This is a genomic window from Sphingobacterium puteale (assembly GCF_050986225.1).
GTDB classification, from domain to species: Bacteria; Bacteroidota; Bacteroidia; order Sphingobacteriales; family Sphingobacteriaceae; genus Sphingobacterium; species Sphingobacterium puteale.
In genome coordinates, this window is the sequence record NZ_CP158959.1 from 391,121 (window position 1) to 413,861 (window position 22,741).

Below are 22,741 nucleotides of genomic sequence, written 5' to 3' on the forward strand. Positions count from 1 at the left end.
TTATGAAAAAGAAACAAATACTGCTCTTTGGATTGGCGTTTCTGATGTGCTCGAATCTAATGGCTCAAACTGCACAAGATTTTAAACAAACGTATGCCGACCTATCGGTTTTTGAAGATGCTTTGGCGCTAAAACTAAGAAAAGGGATTAAGAAAAAGCAGATTGATCTCATCGGTGATACAACCTTGCGGCGAGTAGCCTTGTCCATGCTGGAGGGGAAATACAATAGGGAGTACAAATACGCGACTTACGCTGCTTTGCTTGATCCCACAACGTTGGGTCATCAATTAGGCATAGGGGATGGATATAGCAAATATGAGAATATAACTGGGGTATACCTTTCAAAAGGGCGACATATTGTTATCGTCGATGGTATTGCAACTGGCAAAGAAGTTAGTTTGGTGGTGCCCAATTGGTTGCGTAAAGCGCCGAATCCCGAGCAACCTACAGAAGATCCGAAAGGATGGGGACTGGAAAAACAAGCGTTCAGATTACAGAATGGAGTGAATATTATCCAGCTCAATGATTATGGAAGTTTAGCGTATATCGACTATTTCTCGGATCAACCTGAAAATGAAAGCCCGATTACGGTTCATTTTCCTACAGGACAAGTAAATGGTTATTTTGATGTCAGAAAGCATAATAATAAGGACTGGGATAATCTGATTGATCAGGCTGTGTTTCCAATCATGGATGCAAAGGGCGAACATATTCAAACAGCTTATCCTGTAGAAGCAATGAAAAAATATGCTAGTGGGAAAGGCGTGGAGCTAATTAACAATTATGATTCTTTGGTTTTTAGACAACATCGATTGATGGGGTTGGAAAAATATAAGAAAGTACCTAAGAATCGTATACTTGCTCGGGTAAATTACAATTATTACATGTTTCGTGATGGAGATGGTGTTGCGTATATGGGTGACAAGGTCGGTTATGCGATGGGTATGGTTGTTGATCCTGCTTCAGTAATTAAAGGAGATCCCTGCTGGGGATTTAGTCATGAAGTAGGACATGTGCATCAGACACGACCAATGTTTAATTGGGGAGGATTGGGCGAAGTGAGCAATAATCTGTTTTCTTTGTATGTAACACGATCATTTGGTAATAAAACACGGGTTTCGGAGCAGAATAACTTTGAAAAGGCGAAAGCCAGTATTATTGAGAAGAAAATTTCTTATTTATCCGACCCTGACGTATTTAATCGTTTGATTCCTTTCTGGCAATTACAATTATATTTCGAGGGAATTGGAAAACATCCGGATTTTTATGCGGACCTGTTTGAAGCTTTTCGTAAACAGAATAACAGCAAACCTTCGCGGAGAGGACGCTCGGACTGGAGTTCCGATCGAATGGCGGGAGAGCGGAATCCAGCAGTTCATCAATTAAACTTCGTCAAGACAGCATGTGAGGTTGCCAAAATAGATCTGACTGATTTCTTTGATAAGTATGGCTTCTTTTATGTGGGTACATTGGAGTATGATGACTATGGAAAGTATACGTATACCATGACCCTTAAAATGGTTGATGAATGCAAGAGGGCCATTAAAAATATGAACTTGCCCCAACCTAAAGTTGATCTTACAACGTTAAGAGATAATTGGTAATTAATAGATAAAACTCCGAACAACACTAATTGGTTCGGAGTTTTATATTTTTAAGCGCATTCCTTCTTATAAAATATTTACTTTTTTCTCCAAAAAACTGCATTTCCCGCGGATTCGTCCACGTATTATGATGTTTTTTATATTTTCTGACGCTGCGGTTCGGATATTTACATTGAATTAGGCTTAGATAGGGCTTAGAATGCAGATTCTAGCCGTGTAAATCCGGATCGCAAATATACTGTTTCCACGGTAAAACGTGAACTTAAGGCAGACTCACCGCGGATATAGCACAGACGGATAGCAATACTGTCCCAACTAAGGCACACCTGAGGTCTTAGGTCTTTTCTCCGTGCGGGCGGTGGGCTTGGAAATAGGATGTATTTGCCTTTGGAAATACCAGTTCTGATATTTTTTAGGGATAAGTCCAACATTAAAATAGGGATAGTTTATTATTAGATTAGGTTATCGTTAGATATTGATTAGATCTTTACTAAACAAAACCTAAGTAATACCTAAACTAAACCTAAACAAACCCTAACTAAACCACGGATTTTTGCTCACCTTGATTACCCGCTTTTGCATTGTCTTTCTACGGTCGCGGCTGTTTGTTTCCGGGTTAATGCCTGCCCGTGATTCGGTCTCCCCGGTCCCTCGGAGCTGGTTTCCGCCTCTTTTTCCGCTGGGGACTGGGACATAGCCGTCTCGCAAGCCCTCCGTCGGGGCATCAGGATACTGTAGATAATGGTAACCCATGCCCAAGTTTGTTTTGCACTTCATGTCCTTTCTCCGGTGCTCCGTTCAAGGATGTAAGTGACCGACCTGGGATTTCACGGCGTTCTGTATCCTCTTCCAGTCCTCCGGTCGCCGCCCCTGCCCCCGTTGTGCCCCAGAGCCCGCCGCAGATCCGCGGATAACCGGCCATTTTCGTCCCCCGGAGCCCCCAAGATCCTGTTTCACAAAAAGAATCTTGCACCGTTACAGCCAGTTAGCAGCAAAATGAAATAAATAAGAACAAAAGGCTTGGAAGTTTGTTAGTAAACTCCCTATCTTTGCACCACTCCGCAAGGGAGGGACGGTTACTTCGAAAGAAGGAACCATGAAAAAAAGAAGGGTTTAAGAGGGGTCGGCAGGATTTAAAATCCCGCTGAGTTTATTTTAAACGCGGAAATCGAAGAAAGGGAAAAGAAAAAAAACTTTAAAAGTTTTTTGGAAGTCCGGAAAAGATTTCTACCTTTGCAGTCCCAACGGAAACGGAGGGAAACAAAAAAAGATAAAGAGGGGCTGGTGCCCATCGGAATATAGCGGATACGGAAGTTGAAGCGAGAGAAGTTCTTTAAGAAAACACAATCATGTAAGCGTGACGGGTAGACAGACGAAAGTCGAAAGTCATGAACAAATTCAAGAATAGTTCAATTCGGTCCAAGATCAGAGATATAAAAAAAGAATTCTGATTATTATAAATAGTTGGAATCAAAAACTTCATTTTACAATGGAGAGTTTGATCCTGGCTCAGGATGAACGCTAGCGGCAGGCCTAATACATGCAAGTCGGACGGGATTTAACTTAAAGCTTGCTTTAAGTTAATGAGAGTGGCGCACGGGTGCGTAACGCGTGAGCAACCTACCTCTATCAGGGGGATAGCCTCTCGAAAGAGAGATTAACACCGCATAACATCAACAGTTCGCATGTCCGGTTGATTAAATATTTATAGGATAGAGATGGGCTCGCGTGACATTAGCTAGTTGGTAGGGTAACGGCTTACCAAGGCGACGATGTCTAGGGGCTCTGAGAGGAGAATCCCCCACACTGGTACTGAGACACGGACCAGACTCCTACGGGAGGCAGCAGTAAGGAATATTGGTCAATGGGCGGAAGCCTGAACCAGCCATGCCGCGTGCAGGATGACTGCCCTATGGGTTGTAAACTGCTTTTGTCCAGGAATAAACCCAGATACGAGTATCTGGCTGAATGTACTGGAAGAATAAGGATCGGCTAACTCCGTGCCAGCAGCCGCGGTAATACGGAGGATCCGAGCGTTATCCGGATTTATTGGGTTTAAAGGGTGCGTAGGCGGCCTGTTAAGTCAGGGGTGAAATACGGTGGCTCAACCATCGCAGTGCCTTTGATACTGACGGGCTTGAATCCATTTGAAGTGGGCGGAATAAGACAAGTAGCGGTGAAATGCATAGATATGTCTTAGAACTCCGATTGCGAAGGCAGCTCACTAAGCTGGTATTGACGCTGATGCACGAAAGCGTGGGGATCGAACAGGATTAGATACCCTGGTAGTCCACGCCCTAAACGATGATAACTCGATGTTGGCGATAGACCGCCAGCGTCCAAGCGAAAGCGTTAAGTTATCCACCTGGGGAGTACGCCCGCAAGGGTGAAACTCAAAGGAATTGACGGGGGCCCGCACAAGCGGAGGAGCATGTGGTTTAATTCGATGATACGCGAGGAACCTTACCCGGGCTTGAAAGTTAGTGAAGGATGCAGAGACGCATCCGTCCTTCGGGACACGAAACTAGGTGCTGCATGGCTGTCGTCAGCTCGTGCCGTGAGGTGTTGGGTTAAGTCCCGCAACGAGCGCAACCCCTATGTTTAGTTGCCAGCATGTGATGGTGGGGACTCTAAACAGACTGCCTGCGCAAGCAGAGAGGAAGGTGGGGACGACGTCAAGTCATCATGGCCCTTACGTCCGGGGCTACACACGTGCTACAATGGATGGTACAGCGGGCAGCTACATAGCAATATGGTGCTAATCTCTAAAAGCCATTCACAGTTCGGATTGGGGTCTGCAACTCGACCCCATGAAGTTGGATTCGCTAGTAATCGCGTATCAGCAATGACGCGGTGAATACGTTCCCGGGCCTTGTACACACCGCCCGTCAAGCCATGAAAGTTGGGGGTACCTAAAGCATGTGACCGCAAGGAGCGTGTTAGGGTAAAACCGATAATTGGGGCTAAGTCGTAACAAGGTAGCCGTACCGGAAGGTGCGGCTGGAATACCTCCTTTCTAGAGTATCGCGGACCGGTACTCGTCACGTTACATATGATTGAAAAAGAATAAAACATCAGAAGAAAGTGCCCGCCCCGGATGGAGCGGTCCCTGAGAGAGATAGATGAACAGAATAGCTAGTCCCGTAGCTCAGTTGGTTAGAGCACTACACTGATAATGTAGGGGTCAGCAGTTCAAATCTGCTCGGGACTACGAAATTAAAAAGGGGAATTAGCTCAGCTGGCTAGAGCACCTGCCTTGCACGCAGGGGGTCAACGGTTCGAATCCGTTATTCTCCACGTTCTTAGTACATAGTATCAAGTATTTAGTATGAAGATGACGGTATAGCGATATATAGGAGTCTAAATACTAACATCTAACTACTGGTTACTAAAAAAAGAGTTCTTTGACATATTGAAAGAGAAAAAAAATTACAAGAGAAGACAACAGTAGAGACAATACGTGTATGTGTCTGATGTAAAGAGGAGACCCCCGGTGAATGCCGGACGAATCTTTGCGTAGCATACGGGTATATATATCAAAAGCAGCCGCATAGTAGCAAAAGGCTATGCCGGTGAAGAAAGTAAATAAGGGCACACGGGGGATGCCTAGGCTCTCAGAGGCGAAGAAGGACGTGATAAGCTGCGATAAGCTCTGGGGATCGGCAAATGCGACTTGATCCAGAGATTTCCGAATGGGGCAACCTGACTATTTGAAGAATAGTCGTATAAAACGCGAACGCGCTGAACTGAAACATCTAAGTAGGCGTAGGAGAAGAAAATAACAATGATTTCCCAAGTAGTGGCGAGCGAACGGGAAAGAGCCCAAACCGATCATGTTACGGCATGGTCGGGGTTGTAGGACCACGAGATTGTACAATGCTATGAACTGGAAGCAGGTGGGAAACTGCGCGACAAGGGTGAGAGCCCCGTACAGGTAAAGAATATTGGCATAGTGGTATCCTGAGTACCGCGGGACCGGAGAAATCCTGTGGGAATCCACCAGCACCATCTGGTAAGGCTAAATACTCCTGAGAGACCGATAGTGAACCAGTACCGTGAGGGAAAGGTGAAAAGAACCCCGAACAGGGGAGTGAAAAGAACCTGAAACCGTGTGCTTACAAGCGGTTGGAGCAGAGAGATTCTGTGACAGCGTGCCTTTTGCATAATGAGCCTACGAGTTACTCTTGTCTGGCAAGGTTAAGTCCTTCAGGGACGCAGCCGAAGCGAAAGCGAGTCTTAATAGGGCGCATAGTCAGATGAGGTAGACGCGAAACCTTGTGATCTACCCTTGGGCAGGTTGAAGTTGCAGTAACATGTAATGGAGGACCGAACCGATAAACGTTGAAAAGTTTCCGGATGACCTGAGGGTAGGGGTGAAAGGCCAATCAAACTGGGAAATAGCTCGTACTCCCCGAAATGTTTTTAGGAACAGCGTCGGCATGGAGTCTGATAGAGGTAGAGCTACCGATTGGGTGCGGGGGAGTCAAATCCTACCAAATCCAGACGAACTCCGAATGCTATCAGATATGGCCGGCAGTGAGGCTTTGGGTGCTAAGGTCCAAGGCCGAGAGGGAAAGAACCCAGACCATCAGCTAAGGTCCCCAAATCCGTTCTAAGTTGAACTAACGAGGTCCGGTTGCCCAGACAGCTAGGATGTTGGCTTGGAAGCAGCCATTCATTTAAAGAGTGCGTAACAGCTCACTAGTCGAGCGGCCGGGCGTGGATAATAAACGGGCATCAAGAACGGTACCGAAGCTATGGATTTGCATTGAAAGATATGCATCTGGTAGGGGAGCATTCCATCGCCGGGGAAGCACAGTGGTAATGCTGTGTGGAGGTTATGGAAAAGCAAATGTAGGCATAAGTAACGATAAGGCGGGTGGGAAACCCGCCCACCGAAAGACCAAGGTTTCCTGATCAACGTTAATCGGATCAGGGTCAGTCGGGACCTAAGGCGCACCCGAAAGGGGCAAGCCGATGGACAACTGGTTAATATTCCAGTACTCTTGATAACTGCGATGTGGTGACGGAGTAGTGACACTGCCGCGAACTGACGGAATAGTTCGTTGAAAGGCGTAGGTATTGGAGTTGTAGGCAAATCCGCAACTCTAGCTGAAACCCAATAGTACAGCAAAGCTCCGGTGGCGCTGATAGAGCAGGTAAACAGACTTCCAAGAAAACCCGCTAAGCTTCAGGTTATGAAGACCCGTACCGCAAACCGACACAGGTGGTCGAGGAGAGAATCCTAAGGTGCTCGAGTGAGTCATGGCTAAGGAACTCGGCAAAATGGCCCTGTAACTTCGGGAGAAGGGGCGCTGTCTCAGTGATGAGCAGCCGCAGTGAAAAGGCCCAGGCGACTGTTTAACAAAAACATATGGCTTTGCAAAATCGCAAGATGAAGTATAAGGCCTGACACCTGCCCGGTGCTGGAAGGTTAAGAGGGGATGTCATCGCAAGAGAAGCATTGAATCGAAGCCCCAGTAAACGGCGGCCGTAACTATAACGGTCCTAAGGTAGCGAAATTCCTTGTCGGGTAAGTTCCGACCTGCACGAATGGTGTAACGATCTGGGCGCTGTCTCAGCCATGAGCTCGGTGAAATTGTGGTATCGGTGAAGACGCCGATTACCCGCAACGGGACGGAAAGACCCCATGCACCTTCACTATAGCTTAACATTGAGATTGGGTACAGGATGTGTAGGATAGGCGGGAGATATTGAAGTGGCTTCGCCAGGAGTCATGGAATCACCCTTGAAATACCGCCCTTTCTGTATCCGGTTTCTAACTCCATCATGTGGAGGACATTGTTTGGTGGGTAGTTTGACTGGGGTGGTCGCCTCCAAAAAGGTAACGGAGGCTTTCAAAGGTAAGCTCAGTACGCTTGGTAACCGTACGCGGAGTGCAATGGCATAAGCTTGCTTGACTGTGAGACCGACAAGTCGAACAGGGTCGAAAGACGGACATAGTGATCCGGTGGTTCTGTATGGAAGGGCCATCGCTCAAAGGATAAAAGGTACGCTGGGGATAACAGGCTGATCTCCCCCAAGAGCTCATATCGACGGGGAGGTTTGGCACCTCGATGTCGGCTCGTCACATCCTGGGGCTGGAGAAGGTCCCAAGGGTTGGGCTGTTCGCCCATTAAAGTGGCACGCGAGCTGGGTTCAGAACGTCGCGAGACAGTTCGGTCCCTATCTGTTGTGGGCGTTGGAAGTTTGAGTGGATCTGACCTTAGTACGAGAGGACCGGGTTGGACAGACCTCTGGTGAACCTGTTATGCCGCCAGGTGTACGGCAGGGTAGCTACGTCTGGAATAGATAAGCGCTGAAAGCATCTAAGTGCGAAACTAGCCACGAGATGAGACTTCCTTATAGGGTCGTAGGAGATGACTACGTTGATAGGCCATAGGTGTAAAGGTTGAGAGACCAAAGCCAAGTGGTACTAATAGCCCGAAGCTTTCTCAAGCAGACAGACACTGTTGTCTTCCTCTTTAATTTTTGAAACAAAGGAAACAGAACTCTTTCAATATATATGTCAATATAGAGTGAGCTATAGGATGGGTATACACTTTCAGAGGAAAGTCTAAATACTCATGTCTGACAGCTTGATACTATAAAAAAACTTTAGGTGCCTATATCGGCGGTGTCTACCTCTTCCCATTCCGAACAGAGCAGTCAAGCCCGCCAGAGCCGATGGTATTGCCGTAACAGGTGGGAGAGTAGGTCGGTGCCTTTTTTTACACGGAAGCCCTTGCTGGAAACAGTCAAGGGCTTCTTTCGTTTGGATGCTCCCCAAGGACCTTTATTTATCCTCCGGTCCATTTCCTGCCTTTGCCGGTACCATGCCCCCGCTCCATGTTCGCTATCAAGAAGCGGCGGGCCGAGCAAACTCCGGGAAACGGGTACGCAACTAGGGACCCGCAAAGCAGTCTCGGCCACCTAATTGTATACTGCTGTGGAGCAAAAGAGACTATGTATTGAATTATGTTTATAAGCACCCGGCCTGGAAAGTGGTAAGCATGTAGGTAGGCTGATCGAACGATACAAAGAGAATTCATCTGGGGGTGGGAGCTTCTGCCTAAATGTTGACTCCGTATTGATTGATAAGAACGCTGTCTCTGTATGTAGTATGATAGAACTGCTGGAAAAGATATTTGTGCCCACTTGATGCTAAAGAAAATATGACGAACAAAAAAGGTTTAGAAGATATCGGCATTGCCGGTGGATCCTCACATCAGAAAATGGGCATAACACGGCAGAGTGGGGTGAAATAGGTATCGGGAAGCAAACGATCCGCAGTGTGAAATACGAGGGTAGGAATTTTTACAGATGTTAGAATGTGGTCGTGGAATATAGTGTAAGGGCGCAGTATTCACTGTCGCCCTTTGATAGCTGGTTAAGCCAATACGGCTTGATTTTTCTAAAATAGTTGATGCTTCTGGAAATGTAAAGGATCATTGCACTACTAATAGGATCTATGACATTGTTGCTAAAATTTGCACAAGGGTCGACAGATTAAAAGGCTTGACCATCACCCCATCGAAATGATGCGTCTGTCCCTCAGGTACCTGTGTGATCACCTGTGACGTGTCTGATGTCAATGCAATGACTTTACTTTTTAATCCCTGAGTGGTATTGTTTCCTTTAACTGTATTCAGTATGTCCCAACCACTCGGACCTTTCATTCTAAGGTCGGTGATCACAATGTCACTTGCATGTTTTTGCAGATAGTCTATCGCATGTTGGGGATCCTGAAAAACCTGTACATTTTTGAAATTTTTCAAGGCTTGTTTAACAAATAAATTATTGATCGCATTATCATCAATAATCACAAAACGTAAGTTTTCTGGTAGATTGTCCTGTAGGGAAATTTGATTCGTGCTTTTCTTTTCATCGGTAATAGGAACGATCAACGTAAATGTTGATCCTTTTCCTGGCTTACTTTGTACGCTTAAGGTCCCCTTGAGCTGCTCAGTCATAAGCTTGGAAATATGTAATCCCAATCCAAAACTGTTTTTGGACTTCAGGTCGGACATATAATATTGTTCAAATATATGTTCCTGATCTTTAGCAGGGATGCCTTTTCCAGTATCAATAACTTGGATATGAAGGGTTTTCTCTGCTTCGGAACTGATAAAAGCTTTTATCTCTATTTGCCCTTTATCGGTATACTTAATTGCATTACTCAGGAGATTGGATACAATTTGGCGCAATCGATATGCCCCGCTCTTGATTAAATTATCCCGGTCAATGTTAATATGACTGATGAGCTGAAGACCTTTTTTATCGGCTTGGGCTTGCTGCATTTTTATCAGATTGGCAAGGAGGTTGGTCGGTGAAAAGTATTCTTCCTTAATTTCCAGCATGCCTGCTTCTAATTTGCCAAGATTGAGGATATCCTCAACCGTATCGTTGATAACTTGGATGTCCTGTGTAATGGAATCCAATAGTGCTGGATTAATACGATTATTAGATGTATTGTTTTTTAATAAGTCAATAACGCTGATCAGTGAATTGACCGGCGTCCTTACATCATGGCTCACATTGGCAAGTATACCTGTTTTTTCCTTGGCTGTGCGTAGTGCATAATCTCTCGCAGCGGTGATTTTACGCTCATAAATGATGGTATTGTAATGATAGGACAGAATTAGGGTTACCATAATAATCATGAGTATAATTGATGCAATAACCTGCTTCCCGAAGATGGCGGAATTTTTCTTGTACAAGGTGAAATCCTGTATTTCGGCGGCCCGTAAAGACTCATCTTCATGTGTCTTTATTTTGAGCAAAGCAGTGCTGATGGTACTAAAAAGCGCATAATTCGATTGCAGCAGCTGTCTTTCCTTAACTTGGAGTTCGGTGAAAGACCGACGAATTTTGCTGAAATCTTGTTTATAAAAGGATTCATTCTGCTCGATCAAGTTTTGGATCTGGCCGTGGATAGCTTTGATCTGATTAACATTAAATTGCTGTTCAAGTTTGTCAGCAACTAATGTGTCATTTTTTGCTTTGAAAATCCGGGTGAAGAGTTTTTCTTTTTTTCTGACAATTGTATCTTTTTTTCTGACATTTAAGGCAGTATCTCGTAGTATTTTACTGACCACAGAATCCGCATCTATCCGGTTGCTTATCGGACGCAACGTACGACTGGTTTTAGTCAAAAGAGGCAGGGAATCTTTTGCCAGGAAAATCATGTTATCAACAGATTTCTTTATACGCGCGAATTCGTCGGAGAGATGGATGTTCTGCTCCAAGGGTGTATTGGTCGAAAAAGAAATCCCCTTTTTGGAAGAGAGGGTCGAGAGAGAGTCAATATAAAAACGGAGGCTATCGAGTTTTTTCGTATAGTTTGCTAAATTTTCAGCACTGAAATCCACGGTATAGGAGCGAAACGCATTACCGGCGTCATTGTAAGACGCAAAAAGCTCATAAAATAAGCTGGTTAACTGATTTTTAGAACTGTAAGCTTTATTTAGGCGGGCCTCTGTTTTTTGATATTCAATATATTGATAGGTGAATATCGAGCCGATATACACCAAAGAAAGAATCAGGAAAGCAATTAAAATTGTCCTGAAAATAAATATTTTTCTATTATTTTTCACGTCGTTATTCTTTCAACCAATAAATTAATTATAGCCTCTTTATTTTGTATGGAACTCAAATTTAAGACTTAAAAATGAAAGCCGCTGTGTAGTGCTGTCAATTAATCGCTACATTTTGAAAAACTTACACAATCATTTAATTGAAGAGGGTGCACCCATAGTACAATTTTTATTTTCTATTTACAGGTGAAAACGTAAGAACAAATTGTCATCTGATGAAAAAGATCATTATTTCAGCAATGTGTCGTTGATTACTGGCAGGCAAGCCGTGCGCAATCTCATTAGAGCACGGATAAGGGGTGCTGGTGGTGTAGATTCGAAAGGAAATTTTATGTTTAATCTGTCGCCGAGTGTTCCTTTCAACAAGATTGAGAAAAAATAATACATTCTATTGCTCCATTGGATGAAGCAGCAGCCTTGGTAGCTGCTTTTTTATTGCTGTTCAGGCGAATGCTTTGGTCTTATGAAAATAGGCATGTTGTTTAAATGAAATTGAGCTTAGAGGCGCTGTTTTATAAAAAAGTTGATGATTTATTTTAATAAACATTCTGTAAAATATCAAAAACGGATTAATTTTCAGTCTCTTTTGTTCAATTTCATTTTTATTTTCAGAATCTTTTGTTTAATTTCCTATAATAATCCATGATCTTTTGTGATTTTTTTACAAAAGACATGATACCAATAAACCGTTAGTAATTGTTTGTAAACTATTATCTAAACCTTCATCTTAATTATGAAAAAGAATTATCTTTTTTGCCGAAAAGTCAGACCATTAAGTCTCCTAGGGCTTGGTCTTTTGTGCTCGTCCCCCAATTTATTTGCGAGCAACCTGAAATCGAACTATTTTCATGTCGATCAACAACAAATTTCAGGGAATGTAAAAAATGAGAAAGGTGATCCACTTGCAGGTGCTACCATTACCGTAAAGGGTAGTACGGTACAAGCTTCGACGGATGTTAACGGTAACTTTTCTATTCGCGCCAAACAAGGCGATTTTTTGGTGATCAACTATCAAGGCTACACACGACAGGAAGTCGCGGTAGGTAGTGGCGCTGTCGCCGTAACGATGCTGAGCAACTCGGAGTCATTGGAAGAAGTGGTTATCGTAGGCTATGGTAAGCAAAAAAAAGGGAATTTAACCGGGGCTGTGGCTGCTGTAAATTCTGAACAACTGAAAAACATTTCCCCGTCCAATCTGTCCAATACATTGGCGGGAAGGGCTGCTGGCGTGAATGTGACCAATACTTCAGGAATGGCTGGAGCTTCCTCTTCGCTGCGTATCCGTGGAGCCGCTGTCGAACCTTTGTATGTTATCGATGGTGTGGTACGTGATAAAGCGGCCTTTGATGCCTTGGAAGCCAATGAAGTAGATCAGATGAGTTTCTTGAAAGATGCCGGAACTGCCGCTGTCTATGGTACCAGAGCGGGTAATGGCGTTGTACTGGTGACAACAAAAAAAGGAACAGCCCAAGCGCCGGTGTTCAATGTGCAGAGTAATTATTCCTTTAGCTCACCCACGCAGACCTTATTAGCTAACCTGACTACCGCTACAGATGAATTGACTTACCAGAATCGGGTTTCCCAATTCCGCTGGGAACAGGGAAGCAAGAGTACGCCTTGGGTAGCGCCGAATGGACAGCGCGAATTTGACTACTTTAAAGACAAAAATTACAATGCCAACGATGTCATCTGGCGAAACCCTTTTAGCCACCGACAATCTATTGCGGTCAATGGTGGGGGAGACAAGATTACTTACTATGCATTGCTGAGTTACAGAAAGGAAAATGGTTCTTACAAATCACTGGATCATGAAAAATTCAATCTACGTAGCAATATTTCGGCGAAAATCAGTGATGCATTTAGCATGGATTTTAATATATCGGCCAACCAGACAAACTCAAACAGGTTCTTCTGGCCATTTAGTACTTCATCCAACGATGATGATTTCGATGTTTCGGATTTTTATCGGGTTACTTTCAACTGGCCTAAAATGTATCCCTTTTATCTGACGGCAGACGGGACACCGAGCAATACCCCAACAGCTTATCCGGTGCAGACACCAATGGGAAGCTGGCAGGCTTGGAATGTAATTGACCAGGTGATCGGCGACCGGTATATCGATCGTAAGGTGCGTCAGGTAAATCCGATAATGACACTGAATTTGAAATTGGATAAGCTGTTGGAAGGACTTTCAACTAAATTGGTGGGAAGTTATGTGGCAGAAGATTATATGCGCAAGCGATATATGAGTTTCCAAAAGAATTATACATTCACCTCATTGAATCCGGATGGAAACCGTTTTATACCGGCACCGCCCTCAGAAGATAGGACCAATGTATTTACTTTCAGCCAGGCCCAGCCATTTATGGACTACAATCCACAGCGAAAATGGCAATACCAGGTGGACTGGTTTTTGAACTATAACCGCAAGTTTGGTAAACACACTGTGGATGGTCTAGTGGTTTATGAGCAGTTTAAATCGGGTAATACCAACATAACATCACGGGCAGAAAATCCAATTATTCCTTTAGATCAAATGTATATTTATCCGACCGACAGGAGTATGCGATCGACAGATGCTTTTGAATTAATGGATGCGCGACGCGGAGTAATCGGTCGGGCGAACTACAACTATGCGGATAAGTATATTGCAGAATTTTCCTTTCGTTACGACGGTTCGCCTTTATTCCCAAATGATAAGCGTTGGGGATTTTTTCCATCGATGTCTCTTGGCTGGCGCATCTCGGATGAAAATTTCTTTTCATCCATCAAGAATACGGTCAGTGATTTAAAACTACGGGCATCGTACGGAAGCTCGGGCAACTTTGTGGATGTCGACGGCAATTCGATATTACCTTATTCGTATATGGAAAAATATAGTTCGATCATCACTTCACGGACGGGAACCCGAACCCCGGTACCTGGATATATTTTTGGGGATAGCTATTACACTGGGGTAACCTATCTGGATAATCCGACAACAAATCTGACCTGGACAAAATCAAAGAGCTATAACGTAGGGATCGACTTTGGTTTTGTTCAGAATAAGCTAACGGGTAGTTTGGATGGATTTATCCGGAAGGAATCCGATATCCTCGGAACGAGGGGGATAAAGGTGCCGGATAATTATGGACGTGCGCTGGCACCGGAAAATTATGCTGCCCGAAGCTTTCGGGGAGGGGAGATTTCATTCAACTGGAACGACCGGATCGGGGAGGTTTCTTATGGTCTGAATGCGAATATGGGCTATGCGAAAGACCGCTGGGATATTTTTGATGAAGAACCCTCTTATGCAGTAGGTGGAAGAGAAAATTTCCGTTCCAAAGTAGGACGGCCTGAAAATCGTATTGTTGGTTTAGAAGCTTCGGGGCTGGTCCGCACACAAGCCGAGGCCGATGCGCTGAAAGCGAAAGGTTTTAAGACCTATGGTCGTGACCCTTATCCCGGGATGATTCTTTATAAAGATATCCGTGGACAGAATTATGCCGACCAGCCTGATGGCATTATTGATGACAATGATATGCAGTTGCTTTCAGAGAATAACACGCCTCGCATCAACTATGGATTTGGGTTTAATGCCAGCTGGAAAGGTTTCTATGTTTCGGCCTTATTTCAGGGGGTTTTGGCCTATGATCGTGTAATCAGTAATCAGGAAGGGGCCGGGATGCGCCAACATGGGGATACCTTTAGACCTTATTATCCGATCTGGACTTCAGATGTCTGGACACCTGAAAACACGGATGCCAAATACCCGCGTCCTGTAGGTTATAACTGGCAGGAATCTGGGGCCGCTTCTTCATCATTCTGGATTCGCAACGGAGCTTATATGCGGTTGCGGGATTTAAATATTTCGTATACGCTGCCACAGGCAATGATGGAAAAAATCAAAATGAAGAGTGTAAACGTATTCTTAAATGGTACCAATCTATTTGTTTTCTCACCAATGAAGGAATTTCATGATCCGGAACAGAAAATGTACGATTCTTATCCAGTGATGAAAACGTTCACCTTGGGCCTAGATGTTAAATTTTAATTGATTTTTAAAGATGAAAAAAATATTTTATCCCTTAGTTGCTCTGTTGTTGACAACGGCTTCTTGTAAAAATGTGCTGGATATTGAGGATCTTAATTCGGTGAACGAAGATAAGGTGTGGAATGACCCTAATCTCGTCAATGCCTATCTGGCTAATTTATATACCTTATTTGGGAACTGGAACAGCGCTGCTGATAATAACTCACAACAGCTGGCCGGAATCAACTTTCCCTTGAATGCCGTTACCGTTAATAATACCGCCTATAAGGCATGGGATTATACAACCATGCGCAAGATCAATACCGCCATCCAGAAGGTATCAGAAAGTACCGGATTAAATGAAACTACCAAGAAGTCCATCTTAGGTCAGGCACTTTTCATGCGCGCTTACATGTATTTCAATATGGTCAAGTATCATGGCGGGGTGCCCTACATCACCAAACCACAGGATTTGGAAAACGATGAACTGAAAGTTCCGCGCAACAGCACCAAGGAATGTTTTGATTTAATTGTAAAAGATCTCGATGAAGCGATGACCTATCTGCCTATGACAATTGGAAAGGGCGCTGCGGATTATGGACGTATTGACGGTAATTTCGCACTGGCTTTTAAAGCGAAAATATTGTTATACAAGGCTTCACCACAATTTAATCCTTCAAACCCTTATGGCAATGCCTATTGGGCGGAAGCCAACACTGTGAATAAAAAAGCTTATGAACAGTTGAAGGCACAAGGCTATAGTTTGACCGCTGACTATTACAATATTGCCTTAGTGGAAAAAGGTCCTGAGGTGATCTTTGCCGTGATCAACTCCTATCCCAACAAGGTCGCTAACTGGGATAATGGGGTGCGGCCGGGGTCTGAAAGCCGTGGAACTGCCAGTGCTGTCCCCACATGGGATTTTGTGAAAGAATTCCCGATGAAAGATGGCAAACTCTACACCGATCCAACGGGTAAATACCATAAAACAGATGAACAATTCTTACAGTCATATTGGGAGAATCGCGATCCTCGTTTTGACAAATCTATCGTCTGGAACGGAAAAATCTACGAAGTTTCGGGTAAAACCGGAAAAAGGCAATACACTTCATTGGGTATTGCGGATGCCCTGGACAATTTTGGTGAAAATCCGAAAGCCGGAACAACTTCTTCGAACAGGGATCGTTATACGGGATTCTTTATTCTAAAAAACTCAAAACTCTCTTTACGGCAAACACAGGTAGAAACCCAGTATGATGTGGATTTCGTACTGATGCGCTATGCAGAGGTGCTATTGAATTATGCTGAAACAGCGAATGAAACCGGTGATCTCGCCACAGCAATGTCGCTTTTAAAGCAGATCCGAATGCGTGCGGGCATCGAACCAGGAACAGACAATAATTATGGTATTACAGCGGGTAATAGAGCAGACATGCGGGAAGCTATACTCGCCGAACGCAATATCGAATTCTGTTTTGAAGGCCATCGCTTTTGGGACTTACGCAGATTGCGCAAGCTTGCTGTCTTGAATAATAAAACCAAACAGGGCGTGGAAGCAATCGCTATAAATTCAAACGGAACGGATATGGATCTAAAGGCAGCAGCAGATCTGGCCAAAACGTATCAATTGAAGGAAAATCAATTTAAGTATACGATACTACAGGTGCCTAGTACCGGAAATAAAATCAATCTGGTGCCCGATACGTACTATTTCTTTCCGATTGCACAATCGGTGATAGACAAGAATCCGAATATCAAACAAAATAAGGATTGGGGCGGAGAATTTAATCCAACGCTGGAGTAGTTAGGTTAAGTGTTTGTAAAGTTTGTTTAATTGAGCGAACTACAAAAAGGACCGGAGGATAAATGAGGGGCACTGAAAAAATCCTTTATTAAAAACGGGGTTGAAAATTTAGGTTTTCAAGCCCGTTTTTGTATCTTATGGTATCGAAAGGAAAGACAACAATATGTTTTGTCACCAACAAAAAATCCAATTCAGTTCTTTTTCAGGCTTGTACGATCTGATCGTTCCCAAAGATAACCTGTTGCGCAAGATCGACGATCTTATAGATTTCACTTTTATCTATGAAGAGTTGGTGACGAAATATTGTATGGATAACGGTAGGACAGCTGAAAGCCCAGTGCGGATGTTCAAATACCTGCTTTTGAAAACCATCTATACCGTTTCAAATGTTGATGTGGTGGAACGTTCGCAACATGACATGTCCTTCAAGTATTTCCTGGGGATGTCTCCAGAGGAAGGGGCATTGATCCCAGTTCTTTGACCAAGTTCAGGAAACTAAGGCTGAAAGATAACGACCTTTTAAATCTTCTTATCAATAAAACGGTTGCCATAGCCATTGAAAAAGGTATCATCCGCTCAAGGTCGATCATTGTAGATGCGACGCATTCCCTATCAAGATCAAATCCCCATTCCGCATTGGCAGTATTGCGGGAGCGCTCGAAACTACTTCGCAAAGCGGTCTATGCGATAGATGAGGAGATCAAGGCTGGTATGCCCAAAAAGAACGCAACGGACGAACTGGAAAAGGAAGTAGCTACGATCATCGGCGATGCCGCTCATTGGGCAAAGAAAACCTTGAACTGACAGCTGAAAAGGATATAAAAGTTGTAGCGAAGCTGAAACCATCAATAAGTCAGGGGGTTAGAAAAGATGGAGAGAAGTTTGACTATAATAAGGATGCGGGAATGTTTGTGTGCCCCGGGGGCATTTGGCTACCCGTCGAGCACGTACGGGGAAGAAAAATATGGGAGAGAATCAGTTGGACACTTATTACTTTGACATTGAAAAGTGCAAGGTATGTCCACTAAGGGAAAATTGCTATAGGCCGGGGGCAAAGTCCAAAACCTATTCGGTTACCATCAAATCAGGCACAGACCTAAAGCAGATGGCATTCCAGGAAACCGCAGAATACAAAGAAAACATCAAACATAGATATAAGATCGAAGCAAAGAACAGTGAGCTAAAGAACGTTCATGGCTATGCCCGTGCGATAGCCTATGGTATTGAAAACATGCAAATGCAGGGCGCATTAGCAATCTTTACCGTAAATCTTAAAAGGATCATCAAGTTGATGAACTAAGTTTTAGAAAATGATCCCAAGTTGTCCATTAAATCGGTAATACAGCTAGGTTGACTCCATCAAATCACCCAAGCAAATATAATCGGATAAAAGAAAAGCGACCAAGTAAAAGTTGCCTTTTCCTGATCGCTTTCAGAACTCATCAGTATTGAGCTACTTTTTCAGTGCCCTCCGGTAAAGCACTGGCCCTTTTTGTAGTTTTAGCTAAGTTCAACTTTTCTTTCGGTGAAAATTAACGATATGTTTGGGGTTATATCATTGGCTATGCTAAGATTTAAACTTACATTCAAGATGCTGTAGATCATATTGTTTAGGGGTAGAAATAGATAAGCTATATCAATTTTAATAGGAAAGAAGTATGATATTGAGCGGATCAAAACGATTTTCTAATAACCAATAATTTACAAAAAAGTCTTTTGATAAAATACTTTATAGCGATTAGTAATTAATTTATATTCAGAAATGCTATATTCAGTCATTGCTTTATAGAGGTCAATAGATGAACTTTTGCCTATTTTATAGCATTCACTAATAGCATTGTAGCTTATTTTGTTTGTCTCACAAGCGATTTCTAAAGCATTTAACTATTCTTTCGATGCTCTATATTCTAGAAGAGCTTGTCGACGTATCTGGTTACGTTCAACGATTTGTTTTTCTTTTTCATGCAGCAATGAATGCTTTGATAATTTAGTTAAATTGCATTGAAAACCATCTTTCGAGAGCTCTTTTCTACTAAAGAAATTCAGATAAATTCCGCCTTCGAATTTCGGAATTGGAATACATTACAGACATATTTTGAGCCGTAACAATATGTTTATATTAAAAAACTATTATATAAATAATTCCTTTTTTTGATTTTTCTTTTATAAAATTTTTTGATTACTCAAATAGTATAATCAAAAGTTTCTATATGTTGTAACATAATCCATGTTTTTTTACGATTTGATTTTATTAAAATTTATTTATAGTTAAATAATATCTCCGTTTGTTTTTAATATGTTTTTTAGGGGATTTTTTTTAATTAATGATGTTTTTTTGATTTAGTGCAATCGTTTGTGTCGATTACGCAATCGATTTCGTTTCAGATGCCTTACTTGTTTTTAAATCAAATACTATATTATTGTTTTAGACTTATAAATTATATCTGATCTAGAAACCAAAGTTTAGCTGCTGTTGCAAAGTACTTTTAAAATCAAGACCTAATCAAAATGTGAATTTAATAATCTTTAGAAAATGAAAAGAAAGACATAGTTACTATATCAAAAATTAGTGCTCCAGAAGGTTCACTATAAACATATTGATAGCTGTAAAAACAAACATCACAAAATGTTTGACTAACCAAAAAAATAACGATCAACTTACAGCATCATTGATGGAGCTTTCCTTCCATAACAAAACCTTAAATGCTTGCTATCAATAGTAGCACTATAAGTTCAAACTTAAATTATAACAAATAATGGTTAAAAATTATACAAGCCTATCATTTGCTTTGTTTTTATCTGCTGTTGGTTCACAATCTCTTTATGCGATGGATCTTGTGCCCAATTGTCGGGCTAACAGTAACAACGGCCTCCTTTATGATACTGTTGCGAATGTCTCCAATACAGATACGATAGGGCGGATGATCCAATCACTGCAAAAATTTAAGAATTCAAGGGATACAGTCAATATCCGCTCCGTAAATGTCGTACCCAATCTATCTTTACAGCAGATCGTTAAGGGGAATCTGGCGGGAGTATATGTCCAAGAATCTAGTGGTGAGCCGGGGAGTATGCAGAGTATGATTATCCAGGGGGCATCCGGACCTTTGTTCAATAAAAGAGATATGTATGCGCTCCAGCCTGCTGTATATTTGAATGGGGTACCTTTGGTACAGGATAACCCTTTCGCATTTGACATTCAAAAATATGATTTTAATAGAATAGGACCTGCTACAAATCTATTTTCTCAAATTGATATCAGTAATATTCAATCCATTGTAGTTATAAAAGACCCATACGAGCTGGCCAAACTGGGTCCGAATGCGGCGAATGGTGCCATATACATCACGACCAAAAATGCGAAGGCTGGCGTGCGGGATATAAGTGTCAATTCTTATTTTGGCTATGCAACTAAACCAAAAGTATATACAGTAAATGGAGAATATGAAAATAATTTCCGGAAACAATTCTACCAAAAGTATGCTAATCAAGAGGAATATGATAATTACGCAGCTTATCTGCGGGACTCAACTAATCTAGCCTATTTTGGGCCTTCCAATTGGAATGACCTGTATTATAAGAATACACCCACATATTCTGCGGATCTGGGGATAATCGGTGGTAGCGAGCGGGCAAGTTTCAGATTTTTTGGATCAGGAACTAAAAGTGCCGGAAATGCTGACGATACCAACCTCAAAAGATACAATGTCCTTTTTGGAATAAATATGGCTCCTTTTAGTTGGTTGACTGTTTCGAGTAATGTGAATGCGGTACGTTTGGATAGAGACCGAAATCGAAGCTTGCGTGATCGTTTTGCTGAGGCAAGATATATTCCTGATTTATCAAGTCCATTGTCTCCCAATGCGATAAATTTTGGATCTTATTTGGAAGAAAGTAAAAAAAGTGTCGACGACAATCGGACAACAGCAATAAACGGAAACCTCACCATCAGCGCAAAAATTAACGAACTCATTCTTACTTCGAGCCTCATGTTTGATTATAATGAAGGAATTCGTGATTTTTTTGTTCCATCTACCCTAATGGGCGGAATTAGTTATCTGTCTAATTATTTTGGGTATAATCAACGCCTTATTTTAAATAATTCCGCGGCTTATAAATTCGATTTTAAAGAACAACATTCTTTTGATCTTGAGTTAGGACAGACCTTCCAGGGCGATACTTATAAATATAATTATTCCCAGGCATACAACGGGCCCAATGATTATGTGAAGCTGAATAAAATCAATGGCAATCCACAGAGTGATGATTATCTCAATGCATTGGCTGCCAGTGGTTTTTATGTCTTTCGGTTTATCGATAAAGAAGTCAGCAATTTGCTGTCTTTTTATGGATCTGCCAAGTATCGGTATAAAGACATTTTAACATTAAGCGGCATTGTCAGGAGAGACGGAGCTTCAAATGGACAACCCGATAGCCGCTGGATAACTTCGCCTTCGTCCTCCGTTTCTTATAACTTGAAACAGCATTTGCTAAAAGACAATAGCACGTTCGATCAATTGAATATAACGGCCGGATGGGGAAGATCCGTTCGCGTATTCTTAGACGATAGGTATGCTGCAGGACCTCAATACAGAGCTGAAAATGGATGGTTCGAAGAACCTACAATTCCGGGGTATGGACCCGTTCTTGGGATAAATCGTCCATACGAAAGTGGGTTTATTGGTTATGGGATTAAATTGCCACAAGCAGAAAGAACCAATTTAACGGTGGATGTAAGTTTCTTGAAAGATAGATTGCATGTCAGTGTCTCTGCTTATAATCGAAACGATAATGATCAGGTAATCGGAATCCCTGTGGCTACGGAAACTGGATACAATGTGAATTATAAGTCGGGTATGAAAATCAATAACAAAGGCTTGGAACTGCTATTGAATGGACATGTCATCAAACATCAGGACGGACTTAACTGGAATACGGCGGTGAATGTGAATTACAACAAAAATAAAGTCAAGGCCCTGCCTGATGGACTCCATGAGTTGATTGTAGGCGATAATAGGCTGGAGGTTGGCAAGTCGGTAGGCAGCTTTTGGTTGTATAATAATACGGGAATTTATAGTTCAGCAGAACAGATTCAGGAGGGGCGCACTTTTAATGGCATCTCCATCAATGTCGGAGATCCTATTTGGGCAGACCACAATAAGGATAATCGGATAGATAATAAAGACAAAGTCATGGTAGGAGATCGGCTTCCCAAGTTTTCGGGGGGCTGGAACAATACGTTTTCATACAAAAATTTTGACCTTGGATTCAATTTTATTTTTGCTGCTGGGCAAAAAGCGCTCAATCAATATGAAGCAACTAAATATGGATTTATTAATCGCGAGGCTGGAAATGATATAAATTCAGTGAAAGAGGTTTCTTCTTGGCAAAAGATTGAAAATGAAAAACAATACCCAATATACAATCCCTGGAGTGATGTGGATCCATATCGGATAGATCAGGACCTTTTTCTTGAGAATGCTTCGTATATAAAACTCCGGTCGTTGTCGATCGGATATGATCTGAAGGATCTTAAGATCTTCAATCATGGCAATAAATCCTTGAGACGCTTATATCTATATGCAACTGCGACGAATTTGTTAACAATATCTAAGTTTTCGGGGGTTGATCCGGAATTGGCCAATGTCAATGGATATTATGACGGAGCTAATTTAACAATTCCTAAAACGTTTGTATTGGGCTTTAAACTAGACTTATAATAGCA

Annotated in this window: 7 protein-coding genes, 2 tRNA genes, 3 rRNA genes and 1 pseudogene; 10 read left to right on the top strand and 3 right to left on the bottom strand. The window is 42.5% G+C overall.

Features of this window, described 5'->3' with window-relative positions:
* The first annotated feature begins 2 nt into the window (after positions 1–2).
* On the top strand, positions 3–1,604 hold the full coding sequence (locus ABTV71_RS01625) for a M60 family metallopeptidase (protein WP_433902071.1): 1,602 nt from the start codon (positions 3–5) through the stop codon (positions 1,602–1,604).
* 534 nt (positions 1,605–2,138) lie between these two features.
* On the opposite strand, the gene ABTV71_RS01630 is transcribed toward ABTV71_RS01625, so the two are convergent.
* On the bottom strand, positions 2,139–2,357 hold the full coding sequence (locus tag ABTV71_RS01630; RefSeq protein ID WP_433902072.1) for a hypothetical protein: 219 nt from the start codon (positions 2,355–2,357) through the stop codon (positions 2,139–2,141).
* A complete protein-coding gene (locus ABTV71_RS01635) occupies positions 2,329–2,577 on the bottom strand; it encodes a hypothetical protein (protein ID WP_433902073.1) in 249 nt (82 codons plus the stop codon). The genes ABTV71_RS01630 and ABTV71_RS01635 overlap by 29 nt, the downstream gene beginning before the upstream one ends.
* 513 nt (positions 2,578–3,090) lie before the next feature.
* On the opposite strand from ABTV71_RS01635, the gene ABTV71_RS01640 reads away from it, so the two are divergent.
* The 5 genes from ABTV71_RS01640 to rrf all read left to right on the top strand — a co-directional run bounded on the left by ABTV71_RS01640 (position 3,091) and on the right by rrf (position 8,334).
* Positions 3,091–4,620 (top strand): 16S ribosomal RNA (locus ABTV71_RS01640).
* Between the two features lie 121 nt (positions 4,621–4,741).
* A tRNA-Ile gene (locus ABTV71_RS01645) sits at positions 4,742–4,815 on the top strand.
* A 12-nt stretch (positions 4,816–4,827) separates the two neighbouring features.
* Positions 4,828–4,901: transfer RNA gene (locus ABTV71_RS01650), tRNA-Ala, on the top strand.
* Positions 4,902–5,179: 278 nt separating this feature from the next.
* A 23S ribosomal RNA gene (locus tag ABTV71_RS01655) occupies positions 5,180–8,063 on the top strand.
* Between the two features lie 159 nt (positions 8,064–8,222).
* Positions 8,223–8,334, top strand: a 5S ribosomal RNA gene (rrf, locus tag ABTV71_RS01660).
* The 16S, 23S and 5S rRNA genes sit together here with 2 tRNA genes alongside, the layout of an rRNA operon.
* A gap of 739 nt (positions 8,335–9,073) precedes the next feature.
* On the opposite strand, the gene ABTV71_RS01665 is transcribed toward rrf, so the two are convergent.
* A complete protein-coding gene (locus ABTV71_RS01665; protein WP_433902074.1) occupies positions 9,074–11,200 on the bottom strand; it encodes an ATP-binding response regulator in 2,127 nt (708 codons plus the stop codon).
* 733 nt (positions 11,201–11,933) lie between these two features.
* Between ABTV71_RS01665 and ABTV71_RS01670 the strand changes: the two genes are divergently transcribed.
* From ABTV71_RS01670 to ABTV71_RS01685, 4 genes and pseudogenes are all read left to right on the top strand, one after another.
* Entirely contained in the window at positions 11,934–15,233 is a 3,300-nt protein-coding gene (locus tag ABTV71_RS01670; protein WP_433902075.1) for a SusC/RagA family TonB-linked outer membrane protein, read from the top strand.
* Between the two features lie 13 nt (positions 15,234–15,246).
* Positions 15,247–17,016: a RagB/SusD family nutrient uptake outer membrane protein gene (locus ABTV71_RS01675; protein WP_433902076.1), complete on the top strand. Its 1,770-nt coding sequence runs from the start codon at positions 15,247–15,249 to the stop codon at positions 17,014–17,016.
* A 163-nt stretch (positions 17,017–17,179) separates the two neighbouring features.
* Positions 17,180–18,316 (top strand): annotated as a pseudogene (locus tag ABTV71_RS01680) (transposase).
* Positions 18,317–19,772: 1,456 nt separating this feature from the next.
* On the top strand, positions 19,773–22,736 hold the full coding sequence (locus ABTV71_RS01685) for a SusC/RagA family TonB-linked outer membrane protein (RefSeq protein WP_433902077.1): 2,964 nt from the start codon (positions 19,773–19,775) through the stop codon (positions 22,734–22,736).
* Positions 22,737–22,741 lie beyond the last annotated feature (5 nt).